Raw genomic sequence first — 17,004 nt, forward strand, 5'->3', positions numbered from 1 at the left:
TCGTTTTCATCCTTTACTTACTGATTTCTTGATGAATTCTGACACCGCTTTATTAAATTCTTCCGGATGTGTGAGGTTCGGAAGATGCCCCGCTCCCTTAATTTTCTTTAATTCTGCATTGCTCAGCAGTTTCTGCAGCCTTTTTGTTTCTTTCTGATCAACTACGCTTTCCTTCTCACCCGTAAGGATAAGCGTTCTTGTATGAATGTCTTTTAAAAAGCCGATCGTAGAATAGCCTTCTTGTTGATGTATCTTCATAAAACGTTCAATAGAAGCATTTAAAAATTGATTACTGTATAAACTTTCATATTCATGCGATTTTCCTATAGCTATAAAATCATTTTTCAGTTTTTCCTCGACACTGCTTTCAGGGTCTTCTTCGTATTCGGTGTAACTTCCGGAAAGAATGAGTGTTTTTACTTTTTCAGGGTATTCATAGGCTATCCTCTGCCCTATCATGCCTCCCCAAGAAGCTGCCGCAATGTGGATCGGCCACGCAACCCCTATCTCGTTCAGCACTTCGATAAAAGTCTGAGCCAGCCCGCTCAGTGTAAAATCGGCGCTCCCCTCACTCAGCCCGTAACCCGGTGTGTGTATGACAATTACATTAAATTGATCTGCCCACTCTTTCATTTGTTCTTTCCACATGTAAGCAGTGGTAGCAAAACCGCAAATCAGTAAAATTGTTTCGCCCTTACCGCTCATCAATATCTCCATATGCCGGGCATTTTCTGTGTTTGCCAGAAAATGAACGGTTTCCGTTTCTTCTGTCTGGTAAAAAGCGATGAGTTTTTTTGCGGCATCGCTTTGATTGTGCTGAAGGGCTCCTTTCTTCAGTCTGCTCCAATAATGCAAATAATCGTCGAGATGACGATTGGAAGCCGTGCCGAGTATCCGGAAAGGACTTTCAGCTTCCGTAACGATTGACGAAGCATCAAAATCGGCTGCAATCGCTGAATCTCTTACCAGAGGCGGTGCTGAACGGGCGGATAACGGCTTGAAATCGTTTTGTATTTTTTCTTTTTCTCCGTATAACACGATCAGCTGGTGGCCTTGGCCGAGAAGCGAGTGTTCAAAAGCTTTGATTCCGGCAGTATTTTCTAATGGGTGAAGTCCGTACTCCCTTTTCATAATATCTTGGATGCCGGGATCAACTGACATGCCTCCGTCTTTCCAGAAAGGCCAATTTACAGCGATGGTTTTTCCTGATCTTCCCCCCGCCTTTCTCATACATTCCCTCCACTCGGCAAAATGCTCCAGAAAACGATTGGCGTAGGCATAATCGGCTTGACCCAGACTTCCGATTTCTGAGGAGATGGAAGAAAACAAAACAAAAAAGTCTAAAGGCATATCTCTGAGCGCTTCATCCAAATGAATCACACCATTGACCTTTGATTGCAGCACCGCTTGAGCTTCCGCGTCTGTTTTGTTCATAATGAGAGAGTCTTTTAACACGCCTGCACTGTAAATGACCCCGTTGATTTCGGAATAATCAGCACGAATTTTTTCCGCTAACTTGATGACCTGCTGCTTATCTGACATGTCAGCCTGGATATAAGAAATGCTTGCCCCGTCATATCGGATGCTGTCTAATTTTTCTTCCATGTCTGCTGTCATTTTCGATCGCCCGGCAATGATAACGCTGGCTCCGTGATTTGCATAAAGAAACGCTGAAATAATCCAGCCGATGCCGCTTAACCCTCCGATGATGAGATACACCCCGTTTTTTGCAAACTTTGCGGCCTTTTGTCCTGTTTGCAGCGAAGCGTCTCTATATGCTGTCACCCACCTTTTTTGATCGCCGTCATATTTCACAGCCCGATGATGTCCGGCACTTAATTCATTGAGAAGCAAAGGTGCTTTTTCAATGGTTTGTCTTGAAGAAATCTCAACCGTTTTACACTTTATATTCGGCTGCTCCGCATTCAGCGTTTTAAAAAAGCCTCCAATCGCGGCGTAAACCGGATTTGTATATTGATCCTTGTCATGTACGTACAGAATGTTGATGTTTTCTTTTGTTTTTTGACGGATCAAAGCTTTACTTAAATAAAGGATTGAATAAAAGCTGTGAGTCAGGTCTAACGCCGCTTCAGTATAAGCTTTTTTTGACAGGTAATGAATGATTGACGCCGGAAACGCTCCGGACTTTTTCATATCATCTAACAGTCTGGTGTAATGAGCAGACTGCTCCGGGTTAAATTTATAATGCTTTTCATTTACCATTTCATATTCAGCGGCGGCTTCCGCATAAATAACATTTTCACTGCCGGTGTAGTTGCGGATTTCATCACTCAATGAACTGTCGAAATCGAAAATCAATGTATTTTCCTTAGGTACTTCTCCGGACTTTAATGGCGACTCAATCCATTCTTTTTGTAAATACAAAGATTCAAGCATCGGCTTTTCAGACGGCTCTTTCGTTTGCGTTTTTTCTTTAAAAGCTGCAGCCGGTGTATTACGCACATCATATTTTTCTTCTAAATAAGCCGCTAAATCATGAATATTGTTATAATCAAAAAGCAATGTCGGATACAATTGTGTATCCAATCTTTCCTCGAGCATTTTCGATATATGCAGCAGCTGTTTTGAGTCAAGACCCAGTTCGTAAAAAGATTGGTGTTTGTCCGCTTTATTTGGCGGTGTGTCTGTAACCTCTCCAATAATGGATGACAGCTCATCTGTTAATGTTTTTTGACTGTCTTGGTGCAAAACTGTATCAGAGATAGAGTCTGTAATGTCAGCTCCGTATTTCTCCTGCAGATATTCCGTCAATTCACCGATTGTGGAGTAATCAAATAATAAAGTCGGGTACAGCTTTGTATCTAACATCAGTTCTAATTTTTTGGATAAGTCTAATAATTGTTTAGAATCCAAGCCCATCTCGTAAAAGGAAATATCATTCTTCACTGTTTCAGCAGGTTTTTCAATCATGCCGGCTATCTCTTGGATCAAATTATTTCTGATCATTTCTTTATTGTTCGTTGCGCTGCCGACTTCTTTAGCTTTTTGGGAATGCTCCAGCCTTTGTATTGATTTTTCATTTCTGACTCTTTTCACACCGAATCGCTCATAATAAAAAGCAAGCTCTCCATCAGGCCTGTATACTTCTATGTCCGCATATAAAATGTCTTTAGAAGGCGGCTGCGTTATACTGTTTTTATCAATATACACAAAACAAGACCCAGTTGTTTTATGCAGTGCCCGGAATGTCTCAATATATATAGGGATAAACGCATTTGTTCCTTCATCCGGCAAGTCTGATGTAAGGATTCCCAACAAGCTGAGAGACCCATCCAAAAATGCGGGATGCATGTAAAAGTCATCTGTATATTCTTTTGAAAGTCCGCTTAAACTGACCTCTCCCAGAATATAATTTTCACCTTCAAATACCGTACCTTCCAATTTCATAAAATCTTTATGAATCAGCCCGCCCCTGCGCAAATTACGATAGGCGGATTCAGCATCCGAAATCCGGACGGCTCCTTTCTTTAATTCTTCGATTGAAATTGTCTTTTCGTTTATCGCATTTTTTCTTATGATTTCCGCCTGCAAGTTGACTGACGCTTCACCTTCCGCCTTTTCAGCGACCCATTTCCTGCTTGTTGTTTCAACAAGCCAGCCGTTTTCTTGTTCCGTAAACTGGAAGGTGACTTTTTTATCAAAATGGACTGACGTCGCAACAGGTTCACGGAATAAAACATGTTTGATTTCAAAACTTCGGGGGGATATCCCTTTCTCAGCTAAAAATCGTGTTATTAAATCCAGATACGTTACGCCGGGTATCGTACGCACTTGATGAAGGACATGGTCTGAAACAATATAATCGTCATGTTTGACTAATACGCTGAACCTCATGCAACTCGACAACCTTTCTTCTTTTACAAAGTAAAGAAACAGAGCAGGTGCTACTCTGTTTCATCAATAATTTCAAGAAGCCGTTTTTTATTCTGTTTGATTTGTTTTTTTCGATTTGAATCCGGCCAGTACTCTTTTCTGACAAACTCGGCAGGCGGCAGCGGAGTTCTGACGGCATGATATGAATCATCCAGGCCGCTTACCAAAAGGTGGGCGTTTGTTCCGCCAAAACCGAAAGCGCTGATGCCCGCCCTCCGTTTTCCATCCTTCCAGCTTCTCAGCTCTGTATTCGGATAAAAAGGCGACTTTTCAAATTCAAAGCGGGGATTTGGCGTTTCACAATTCAATGTAGGCGGAATTTCCTTATGCCATATTGATAAAATCACTTTAATGAAACTTGCCGCTCCGGCAGCGCTTAATAAGTGTCCGATATTGGTTTTTACACTTCCTACTCCGCAAAATTGCGTTTTGTTTGTGTCTCTTCGGAATACTTTTGTCAGAGCCTGTAGCTCAATCGGATCTCCAATCATCGTACCTGTGCCGTGAGTTTCGACGTAGCTGACTGATCCGGGAGTGATATCGGCTTTTTCAAATGCATCTTGAATAACCTGCTCTTGAAGCTTAGGATTCGGGGTCGTAATTCCCATTGTCGCACCGTCGTTATTAATAGCTGATGCTTCAATGATACCGTATATCCGATCTCCGTCCGCTTTCGCTTTCTCGAGCGGTTTTAACAGAACAGCGCCAAAACCCTCTCCGGGTACAAAGCCGTTTGCCCTTTCATCAAAAGTAAAACACTGACCGTCCGGCGAAAGAGCTCCTCCTTCTGTTAACATCAGGTAAGGAATTTCATCCAAAAGCAGATCCGCCCCTCCTGCCAGCGCCATCTCTGAATCACCGTTTTTTATGCTTTGGCAGGCTAAATGAATGCTGACTAATGAAGAAGAACAAGCGGTATCAGAAACCATGCTTGGACCGTGAAAATTAAAGAAATGCGACACGTGTGAAGCAATAAAGTTTTGACTAAGCCCGACGATGTGGCTGCTGCTTTCTTTCGGCAGTTTGTGACCGTAGCCGCCCATTCTGGAACCGACAAATACGCCGACTTTTTTTCCCGATAATTCTGTTTCTTCATAACCGGCATCCCGTACAGTCTGTACACTCGTTTCTAAGAAATGTCTTATCAGCGGGTCCGTTTGGATGGCTTTCTCCTCTTCCATGCGGAAATACTCCGGATCAAAGCTGCCGATTCCATTGATAAATCCTCCCCATTTGCTGATGCTTTTTCCCTTTTGCTGCACCGGAGAGTAATTTTCTTCTATATTCCACCGGGAATCAGGTACTTCTTTAATATGATTCTTCCCTTTTTTCAGATTGTCCCAAAATTCCTCTTTATCAGCCGCTCCAGGGAACTTACATCCGATTCCGATAACAGCTATCTTTGCAGAGGAAGCCGTCTGCGGTTCTGTATTTCGGCTCGTCACAGACTGCATATCATGCTGATTGCTGCTTTGAGAATCAGTCTGTTCGATTTGTTTTTTCAACGGCGGCGCCGTCTTACCGATATATTCCGCAAGACCATGAATCGTGTTGTGTTCAAGAAGCACAGTAGGGTCAATTTTTTTCTGAATCATTGCTTCTATACGATGTATAATGCTGACAAGAAGTATAGAATCCACACCGTATTCCTGAAAATCCGTATTTGGGTTAAGCTTTTCAAGGGGAATGCTCAATTCCTCGGCAAATACGGCAGAAAGTTCACTGACAAGCCCTTCTGAATGATCAAAAGTGTCGGGAGTCTCCTGTCTTCGCACTGGAAATGAAGCCTTGCCGGTTTTATTGATATTCAGGAGACTGTCTGCATGAAACACTGTTCCTTTTTTCACGATAGGAATGATATTGGCCGATTTTTTCTCCAGTGCATGATACAAAACCGCCAGTCCTTCCCGTGTGGAAAGAGAGTCCAATCCCAATTCATCATATAAAGGACTCGTCACAGTACCCATTCCGACTTCTTTCCAGCTCGGCCAATTGATGGACGTGAAATACGTTCTCCCCTTTTGAAAATGATAAGCCGCGAAATAGTCCATATATGCGTTTGCAGACGCGTAATCAGTCATTCCTTTCGACAGTTTGGGTGACTGTGCAGCAATTGATGAAAATAGAATAAAGAAATCCAGCGGCCTATTATTAAAAATCCGCTCCAAATTCTGAAGTCCAGTGACTTTCGGGCCGTACACCGTCTTAAATTCACTCATTCTTTTATGAATAAAGGCCGGATTTCCGCCGCTGTGCAGTCCGGCACAGTGTATGACACCGCTTATATCTTTAAATTCAATGCTTACTTGGTGAAAGAATGAACGCAGCCTCTCTTCATTTGTGAGAGAACCGCTGTAATACAGATAGTTGACACCTTTCTCTTCAAAACTTTGAAACAGTTTGATATTGCTGACTGTCTTTTCGTCCTGTCTGCCCTCTTTCAGCAAATGATCCCATTCACTTCGCAAAGGTAATGGACGCGTCCCCGTCAGCACGAGTTTTTTCACTCCCCGTTTCACCAAATCTTCAGCTATTGCTCTGCCAATACCCCCTGTCCCGCCGGTAATCACGATGGCTTTATCCGCAGGAAATGAAACAGGCCCGCCGGTATGGATTCTTTCTTCTTCAAAATACGGAACATATCTGACGCCGCTGCGGTAGCATACTTCATTCTCTCCGGTACATTGCGCCCTTTCATTCTCAAAGATTTGTTTCAGCTCATGCGTTTCTTTCATGCTGTCTATATCTATTGTTTTCACATGAGCAAAGCCGTATTCCGCAGAAAGGGCTTTCAGAAAAGCCGCTGATTCTGCCCCCGTCAGCTTTGGTTTTTCCGCTTTAAATACCTGCAAGCCATTGGTGATTTGTAAAATGGATAATGGTGTTTCCTTTTTACTCCGCTTAATTATTTCTTGTATAAATAAGAATTTACCATATGGGATGCCGTTCTGATTGTCACTCTGGTTTCCGATATCTGAGAAATCAAATATATTTTCGACCTGCCGCTCACCGCCCGAGAAGATCTCACGGATAACGTCGTATGCGTGGTTTTCATCTAATAAAGAACACTTAAACATTTGATCAGAGTGTTTTATAAATGAAGAGTGATGTTTTATGACAATCAGATTCTCCTGATCTATATCCGAACAAATGGTGCGGGCAATTGATTCTGTGTCTTGATTTACAAATGCTACTGTCAGTCCGTACTCTTTTGTTTCGGATGGATTTACAAACGGATTCTCCCTCCATTTTTTTTGCAAGTGATGTTGAAAAGAATGCTGAGGGATCTCTGCCTTCTCAGTCCTGGACGGAACCCAATAACGTTCTTTTGCAAACGGATAAGTCGGAATTGAGATCCGTTTACCCGGCTGCTGTAAATGTTGATGAACGGATTTCCAGTCGATATCCGCCCCCCAAACCCATAATTGAGCCAGCTTTTCCGCTTCACCGTTCTCAATAATGGTCTTTACAAACAATTCACCTGCTCTGCCTTCCGTTAACGCCTTCATTTTTTCAGCGAATGCATCTGCTGATTGCTGATTAACATATACGCCTGGAACTTGCTTGTCACCGCGGCAAAACTCAAATAATTTATCTTTCATTTCTTTAAGAGAGGTACCGGTAATCGCCGCTCTGGCCTCCATCGCTTCTCTGCCCGATTGTGTAGTGTATGCCAGATCCCGTAAAACGACGCTTTCCGAATGGCCGGCTTCCATCACTTCATTCGGGAACATGTTTCTTATCGCTCCGGCATATTCCTTCAATAAGTATTCAGTAACCGCTTGAATGGAGGCGCAATCAGTTAATTCATACATCGTGAGTTCAATATGAAACATTTCGTTAATAAAATCCGCCATCCGGCTTAATTCCAAAGGCCCTACGCCAAATTCACTCAGGTGATCAGCAATATTAATTTCTTCCGGATGGATATGAAGCAATTCCGAAACAAACGGTTTGAGTACTTCATTCACCTTTTCTTTCATATCAGGCTGTTTATCCTTTACTTCAGGACTTAGTGAACGTTGAATAAAATCTTTCATGTTTTCGGCATACTCAAGAAGACGTTCATTGTCTTTGGCAGATAACAGGACAATATGCGGTTCGTTCTCAACATGTTCTGTTGAGACGTTTGTTTCTTCATATTCTTCTATAATGATATGAACATTCGTTCCTCCGGCTCCGAATGAGCTGATCCCCGCTCTTCTCGGAACAGTTACTGTTTTTCCGTTTTCCTGCAGTTTCGGTTTCTTCCAGTCTTGCAATGACCGCTGTACATAAAAGGGAGATGCTTTAAAATCAATATTTGGATTCAACGTCTCCGCATGTATGGAAGGAAACAGTTTTTTCAGTTTCATTTGCAAAAGAACCTTTGTCAAACCGGCAATTCCCGCTGCGGCCTCAAGATGGCCGATATTTGATTTGACAGAACCGATTGAACAATATTGAGTGTGCTCCGTAAATTCCCGAAACGCTTTTGTTAATCCGGTGATCTCAATCGGGTCTCCCAGAGAAGTTCCCGTTCCGTGAGCTTCAATATAACTAATTGTACGAGGGTCAATACAAGCTTTCTGAAGCGCGTCCTGTATCAGTTCAGACTGACCATTTGGATTAGGAACCGTAAAACCGTTTGTTCTCCCTCCGTGATTGACCGCTGTCGCTTTAATCAGCGCATAAATATGATCTCCGTCCCTTACCGCTTCCGCCGCCGGCTTTAAAAGTACGGATCCCACTCCTTCTCCCGGTACATAACCGTCACCGCCCTCGCCGAATGTACGGCACCGGCCATCACTTGCAAAGAAGCGGCTTTGATTTAATAATGTATATTTATTCGGATGAAGCGTAAGATTGACCCCGCCCGCAACAGCAAGGGTGCTTTCTCCTCTTCGTATACTTTCACAGGCTAAGTGAATGGCGTTAAGAGAGGATGAACACATTGTATCAACCGCCATACTCGGCCCCTTAAAGTTAAAGAAATATGATATTCTGTTTGCTATTGCAGAAAATGGAGACCCGACGGCCAGTTCATTTCCTTTAAGTGATTCTTCAACGCCGAAAAATTGATAGCTTCCATATGTGACGCCTGCAAATACTCCGACCTTTTTGCGGGTCAGATCTGAAGGTTTATAACCCGCATCCTCTATGGTATTGTACACTGTCTCTAAAAAGAGGCGTTCCTGAGGATCAAGAAAAGCCGCTTCTTTCGGTGATATCCGGAAAAATAAAGGATCAAACCGGTCTGGATTTTTCAGAAAACCTCCCCACTTATAGCAGCTTCCCTCCAGCATTTCCTTCCGGTCATCAGGAATTTCGCTTACGCAATCCCGTCCATTCATCAGCACATTCTGGAACTCCCTGATGTTTTCCGCACCCGGGTATCTGCCGCTGACACCGATAATGGCTATATCAGCAGAAAGGGGATCGGCCGAAATGTGCTCTTTTGAATCTTCTCCTTCAGAGCGTAACGGCGCTTTTGTTTCCACTGGTTTTCTTTTTGGCTTTTTTTGATATGAAACAAGTTCAGATGTGCCGGCCGGGTTCAGCAGTTTCATCATTCGTTCGCTGTGATGACTCAGGAAATATTCGGCTAACTGCGATATTGAATGATATTCAAAAAATAATGTTTTCGACAATCTGCCGATACTTTGCTCCAGCTTTTTGGTCAGACGCATGATCATCACTGAATCAATGCCGTATTTCTCCAGATATTGTTTTTCATCTATGAGTGAGGCCGGTAATTTCAATTCCTCTGACATTATATTTTTCAGATAACTGATTATATTTTGTCTTAATTCATCATTTTGCAAATCAGCATCTTCCTGCTGCTTTAAATGAAAGCTGATTGTGCCGGCACGCTTCAGCACATCCTCAATCTTTTCTTTACGGCCTTTCAGGGCAATCAGCTGTTCAGATGATTGACACAAGCTGTTCTCCAGAGCCTGTATTCCGTCACTGTCATCTAACGGGTCAAGACCGAGTTCCTGTTTCATGTAGGATACTCCTTCATCGTCAATATTCATCCCGCCGGAAGTCCATAGCGGCCAATTGACTGACACTACCCTTTCGGCAGACTCTTTTGCGGTCATAACTGCTGCATACTGATCCAGAAAGGCATTGGCGAAAGCATAGTCACATTGGCCGGCTGAGCCGAAGACTGCCGATGTGGATGAAAACAAGACAAGTAATTCAACTTTCATTTTTTTGATTTCTTCCGCCAGCCACAGCGTGCCATAAACTTTCGAACCTGTGACTTGATCAATTTCTTCTTTTGTCTTTCTTAAGATAAAAGAGTCACGGAGTACGCCGGCACTGTGAAATACTCCATGTAAGGTGCCGAACTGCTCTTTTGCAAAAGCAAATATCCGTTCAGCATCACTTTGTTTTGAAACATCAGATCGGATATATTCAACTGTTGAACCTGAACTTCTTAAATATTCGATCTTTTTCTCCTGCTCTTCAGTTAAATCAGAGCGCCCCGTTAATATGAGATTCGCTTTCCATTTTTCCGACAGATGTTTTGCCAGAATATAACCGAGACCGCCCAGGCCTCCTGTAATCAGATAATTCCCATGATGTTTCAGCGGCTGGGTTAAATCGAATGAGCCGGCTTTATTATAGCTTTTCGTAAAACGTCTGCCGTTTTCATAGCGCACTTCAAAATGAATATCCCGTTTTTCGTCAAACTCTCTCTGATATATGTCCGCTATTGCAGGAAGAGCGGCTCCCGCACCCTCTGATTGCGTGATATTGATAATCTGATAGTGAAAATTGGGGTGTTCCTGGTGAACGGTTTTCACCAATCCGCCGAGCGCATGATGCAGCGGCAGTTGTTCTTTATTCTCTGTTTGAAAAATATGCGTCAGCTTTATTATCTTTTTCCATTTTAGTTCAATCAGCGCCTGTGTAATATACAGAAGAGAAAACAATCCGTTTTCCAATTGTTTCTGTATACCTCCTTTACTCATGTCAGCCTGAGAATCAGACCACAAGTGAAGAATCTTTTCGGGCAGCTGATAATGATCATGAATGTATCGGAACAGCTTTAGATAATCGTGTTTTTTCACGTGGTTCATACAAATCGTATCATCATGTAAAACAGCAAATTCTTTTCCGCGGATGACAAACAAGAGAGTACAGCCCTTAAACAAACCGCTCAATTCTTGTATTTGCCGTTCATTTTCTGCAAAAATCAGGAGCAATCCCGTCAAGGGTACGCTCTTCTTACTCGGAATGAACGATTCTGTCCATTCCGGCTTGTAATAAAAAAGCGGATGGTTCGATGCCCGTGATTTTTGATTCTGAATGGATGTCACACGGGCATAGCCTTCGTCAGCCGACATTTGTCCTGTTTGAATCAGATCAAGAATATCGCTGATTTGTTCACGTTTTCCGTTCATCATTCTTCCCCCATTAATTGTTTCAATACAGCCTTCTGATCAATATCATTGGTTTCCAATTGACGCAGGAGACGAATGAGTTCATCGTCCGTCTGAACAGTGTCTTTTTCATGACCATACCTGAATCTCACATCTCTGCACTCTGCCAGAATGCTTCCGTTTCCATCTGTAAATGTCATATGACACGTTACATCACGGCTGTTCTGCCGGTTCTCTTTTTGAGTATAGACATAAAAATTTTGAGCGAGAGGCTGATAGACATCCGCCGCTCCCATTCCGATCAATTCCGGGAAGGTTTCTCCGCTGACAAAAAACGCACTGGCTTGAATCGCGGACTCAAGCGCTTCAGGAGAGATCGTAAAATTCTCTCTTTTTGCATAAAGCTCATCCGGCAATGAATGAAGCGACAGCATTCCGTCACTGTTTTTCGCTGATTCAATGACAAAAGGCGCTTCAGCCGGATGTTCAGTCATTTCTGATTTGACTTCAGCAATATCAAGCGCTTCAGGAAGCATACCGCTTTCAGGCTTAACAATATGCGCATTTCCCCTGGCAAGACGTACTTTATTCTCATTTTTTGTGTTTGCATATATCTCAAATCGCGCAAAGCCGCGCTCAGGCGTCAGCGTAATCATCAGTTCCCGTATATCAGTCATTCCGTTCATGCTTTCGGTCCACAATAAATCAGTCAATGTATGAACTGGTTGTCCAAATGCCTCCGCTGCATTGACGATAGCCATTTCAGCCAAAGATGCATAAGGGAAAAAGGACACGTTTCCTTCAGACAGACTTAGTGCAAACGGATGATTACGGCTGATTTTTTTCGTGAAACTGAACTGATTAAAATCGGACGTGTTACTCCCCAAGAAAGGGTGACCCGGCTTACTCACATCCGCTGAAGCAAGTGCGTCCCCTTTTTCCGCTATCCAATACCGCTGTTTGATCAGCGGTTGTCCCGGAATAGAAATCCTGCGAGCATTCCGATTCACCTCAAAAGTCTCCCAATCTATCTTTCTTCCATTTACCCATTTGGATGCTGCTTCGGCGTAATCTGAACAAACGTGAGGCATTTCATTGTGAACTTCTGATTCGAATGTATGACCGGTATGGCTCAAGCTGCTTTTTTCACCCCTGATATAAGCTGAAAGCTCTTCAGCAATGACCTGCCCGGAATCTGCCACTATCGCCAGCCGTTCTTCCATATGATCGCGTCCCGTCTGAAGTGTATAGGCAATATCCTGAAGACGCAGTTTATGATTGTTATCCTTCGATTCATTTTCTGATAGAAAATCAGCCATAACCTTTGCATATTTTATCAGCCGTTGTTTGTCTTGAGCCGATAAAACAAAGATCACTCGGCCGCTTTGATGATCAAAAGCTTTTGGCGGCTCATACGCTTCCAATATAAGATGCGCGTTTGTCCCTCCTGCCCCAAAAGCGCTTACCCCGGCTCTCAAAGGATGAACAACATTGCTGTTTTGCGGAATATTCCATTCAGCCGCTTTCCGCTGCACTTGAAAAGGAACCTGATCAAAATCTATAAACGGATTAACAATATCGGAATGCAGAGAAGGAACAAGCTGCTTATTCTTCATTTGGAGAAGCACTTTCGTTACCGCAGCGATTCCTGCCGCAGATTCTAAATGTCCGATATTTGATTTCACCGAACCGATGGCGCAAGGATGGTTCAATTGATAGGAATCTTTCAGTCCTTGAATTTCAATCGGATCGCCTAATGACGTCCCTGTTCCATGCGCTTCAATATAATTGACGGTGTTCGGATCAATGTCAGCTTTACGAAGCGCTTCTGAAATGACCTCCGCCTGCGCATCCGGATTCGGTATGGAATACCCGCTCGCCTTTCCTCCATGGTTAACGGCGCTTCCCTTAATCACGCCATATATTTGATCTTGATCTTCTATTGCTTTTTTCAATGGTTTTAACAATACGGCTCCGACTCCCTCACCGGGAACATAACCGCTTCCGTCTTTTCCAAAACTCCGGCATCTGCCGTCACTTGATAGAAACTGTCCCATACTGAGGAACTTATATTTATTCGGATGTATTGACAAATTCACTCCGCCGGCTAATGCCATATCGCTCTCTCCGCAATGTATGCTTTGGCATGCGTAATGAATAGAGGTCAGTGATGAAGAGCACATTGTATCCAGAGCCAAACTCGGACCTTTTAAATGAAAATAATAAGACACCCGATTGGCAATTGAAGAATAGACGGACGCCGGCGAGAAAGCCGCTCCGTTTTCTTCCCCTTCAAATAGTTGATATTGGCCCCACATTGCACCGACAAATACACCGACTTTCATCTTTTCCAGCATGTTTCTCGGGTACCCTGAGTCTTCAAAACAATTTTTGGCCGTTTCTAAAAAGAGCCTTTCCTGGGGATCCATAAGTTCTGCTTCCCTTGGGGAAATATGAAAGAAAAGCGGATCAAATTGATCGGCTCCGCTGATAAAACCTCCCCACTTGCTGTAAGACTTCCCTTTCATATCTCTGTCTTCGCTGAAGAAATCATCCATATTCCAGCGGTCAGGCGGGATTTCTGTAATACAATCTTTTCCGCTCTTTAAATTCTTCCAAAATTCAGGTAAGTCTTCAGCCATCGGATACTTCCCGCTTAATCCGATAATGGCAATGTCCTCATGCCTTGTATCAGCTTTCTCATTTATTTGGATCTCGCAGTTTTCATCCTCTATGAAGGTATCTTGAAGTACAGATTCTAATTTTTCTTTGTCACCTTCAAACACGATCAGCTGTGATGCGTTCAGAGAGAGTGAATCTTGAAAAGCTTTGATCCCATTGGTTTTACTAAGGGGAACCATACCGATTTTTTGTTTCATCCATTTTTCAGTTTGTTTATCCACTTTCATGCCGCCGTCTTCCCATAGCGGCCAGCCGATGGCTACTGAGACGCCGGAGCGTTCTTTTTTCCGCCTCATTCCTTCACGCCACTCAGCGAAAAGATCAATGAACCGGTTGGCCAATGCGTAATCCGTCTGTCCGATATTCCCGTACATCGAGCTGCTTGATGAAAACATCACAAAGAAGTCCAAAGGTTCGGTTTGCAGCAAGCTGTCCAATAAGACCGTCCCATTTATTTTCGGAGCGATCACTTCCTGAATTTCATCTTTTGATTTTTGAATCAATAAAGCGTCGTGCGTCACACCGGCACTGTGTATCACACCGTTGATTTCTCCGAATTGCCTTTTTATGGTTTTTATGATTCGCTCTGCATCGCGGCTATCTGAAAAATCACCTCTTATATATTGAACCGAAGAACCGCCTGCTTTCATTCGGCTGATTTTGTTCTTTTTGTCTTCCGTAAGTTCAGAACGGCCCGCTAAAATAATATTGGCTTTCGTTTGGGCTGCGATATGTTCTGCAAATATAAGGCCTAAGCCGCCGGCCCCTCCTGTAATCATGTATACTCCGTTTTCTTTAAAGGAGAAACCTGAGTTTTGAGCCGGTTCCGCTTCCCGTAAGGCACGGACCCAGCGCACATTTCTTTCATAATAAAGATCGGTTTCTCCCGGATGCGCTTCCGTAGATTCGACTCTGATGATTTCAGCTGTAAGTTCCGGCAACGATGACTTGTCTGAAACTGATATCCCGATTGTCTTAAGGGCCAGTTTCGGGTTCTCAAGCAAAATAGACTGCCCTGCGCCATGGACTGAAGCGTAAAGCGGCTGATCATTTTTATGGTCCGCCGGATAAAGGAAAAGCGATACAACCTTTTTTTCCGCCTTGCTGCGCATCAATGCCCGGCTGAAAAAGAATAGCGGGTAAGCCCCTTTAGAAAGCTGTTCACTTATTTTTTCCGGGCCGGCAAATGACCCTTCCGGCCACCCGTAAACCACGGTGTCGGGCATTTGCCCCCTTTTTTTCAGATCAGCTGCAAGCCTGTCAAAGTGAGCTTCCTCCCTGTGATCTATCTCATAAACACCGTCTCCGTGATAGGAGAAACGATTCCCTGATAAAACGAGAATGATCTGTGTATTTTCGAATCCATTTTCAGCATTTTCCCGCATAAAATGAAAAAGCTCTCTGTCATATTGAAACAGCAGGCATGTTCTTTTCTTTTTATTTCCGCAATTCGGGTCCCAAGCGGCAGCCTTTTGTCTCCAATGCGGCGTTAAATAGGTCAGAGCCGTATGATTCTCTCCATGATGAAGAGGGCGGTCTTTTTCAACGGAAGTCTTTTCGCCGCTCTCTGCAAAATAATTTGCAAGTTTTTGAATCGTCGGATACTCAAACAATAAAGTAGGGTACAGTTCCCTGCCTGTTTTCTCTTCCAATGCCTTTACGGCTTGCATAAGTGTTACGGAATCGAGGCCTTGTTCATAAAAACCTTTTACAACAGAGAGTGTTTCAGGAGCAGTCCCTTTGATATCTGCGATCAGCTGCTGAATGTCTCCTTCTGTTATAAGAGCGGAAAGATTTTCGTTCTTACTTTCTTTCAAGTCAGGCTTTTCAGCCGGTAGATTTCGCGTTAAGAAATAACTGGACATTTTTTGATTTTCTTTAATATACGCGGCGAGTTCCCGGATCGTTTTCTGCTCAAACAGGAGTGTAGGATACAGCTGTTCCCCTGTTTTGTTTTCAAGTTCTTTGACAATGGCAAGCAAAGAAGCTGAATCCAGGCCCTGTTCATAAAAACCAATGTCTGTCCTTATGTCACGCAGATCTATATTTGAAACCCCGGATATTAATTCTTTAAGGTGTGTCTCGATGCTTTCGCTTCGATTTATGATTGAATCTTTTCTGATCAGGCTGTCTTTTGGCTGAGAAGCCGCTTCAGTTTCCAAACGAGTCTGCTTCAGGTTTTCAATTAAATCTTTTGAGCGGATATGTTTCACAGACAGCCGCGTAAAATAAGCGATCATCTCCCCGTGTGCATCGTACAAACCGTAACTTACTTGGATGACATCCCCTGAATCATGATTTTGGTCTTGCTTCTCTATGTACACATAACACCTGTCTTCCAGGCGCTTCGTCATACGGAAAGATTCAATATGAATGGGAATATACGTTTTCATCCGGCTTGCCGGAGATCCTTGTGTAAAATATTCGGGACATGCCTGATAAAGGATCGATATGATGGTAGACGCATCAAGAAAAGTGGGATGCAATTGAAAATAGCCGGTATATTGATTGGCAATTTGGCTGAGCGTCAACTCTGCAAGTACAGAATGGTCAGACGCATAAACCTTCCCCAGACTCTTCATAAATTCAAAATGCTCTATATCGACCTTTTTTAAATAGTCATAACATATCTCCATATCGGCTTCACGGACGGAGGCATGTTTGATTTCATCAATATTGATTGAACTCATGCTTTCCGGGATTTTCGGCATGAGCCTGCAGTTCATATTCTCATCCCAGCTTTCATCCAGAATGCGGTCATCTTTTACTTTTCTGCTCTTCGCCTGAATTTCCCATCCCTGTTCCAATCCCTGAAAACGGATGCGGATTTCTCTGTCAAAGGTATCCGATGTTGCTACAGGTTCCAAATACAAAATATTCTGACACTCGAGTTCTTCAATAGGCAAACCTTTGCTCAGCGCCATACGGTATATCATATCTAAAAATGTGACACCGGGTATAATCCGGGTGCCATGCACCCGGTGATCCCTGACAATATAGTCCGTATGTTTAATTGTTAATGTGAACTGATAGTTTTGTTTACTGGCCACCTGTC

Annotated in this window: 3 protein-coding genes; all 3 read right to left on the bottom strand. The window is 43.3% G+C overall.

The window, feature by feature from the left end:
- Positions 1 to 6: 6 nt before the first annotated feature.
- Genes AR442_RS12215 through AR442_RS12225 form a run of 3 tightly spaced genes read right to left on the bottom strand, consistent with a single transcriptional unit; the run spans position 7 to position 16,999 of the window.
- Positions 7 to 3,855 carry an alpha/beta fold hydrolase gene (locus tag AR442_RS12215; protein ID WP_053285004.1) on the bottom strand — a complete coding sequence of 1,283 codons (3,849 nt, stop codon included), beginning with the start codon at positions 3,853 to 3,855 and terminating at the stop codon, positions 7 to 9.
- A gap of 50 nt (positions 3,856 to 3,905) precedes the next feature.
- Positions 3,906 to 11,288: an SDR family NAD(P)-dependent oxidoreductase gene (locus AR442_RS12220; protein WP_032863758.1), complete on the bottom strand. Its 7,383-nt coding sequence runs from the start codon at positions 11,286 to 11,288 to the stop codon at positions 3,906 to 3,908.
- Positions 11,288 to 16,999 (bottom strand): type I polyketide synthase, encoded by a 5,712-nt coding sequence (locus AR442_RS12225; RefSeq protein WP_014417645.1) that lies wholly within the window; start codon positions 16,997 to 16,999, stop codon positions 11,288 to 11,290. Before AR442_RS12225 ends, AR442_RS12220 begins: the two co-directional genes overlap by 1 nt.
- Between the last annotated feature and the right edge of the window lie 5 nt (positions 17,000 to 17,004).

This window comes from Bacillus velezensis, assembly GCF_001461825.1.
In the GTDB taxonomy this organism is placed as follows: Bacteria; Bacillota; Bacilli; order Bacillales; family Bacillaceae; genus Bacillus; species Bacillus velezensis.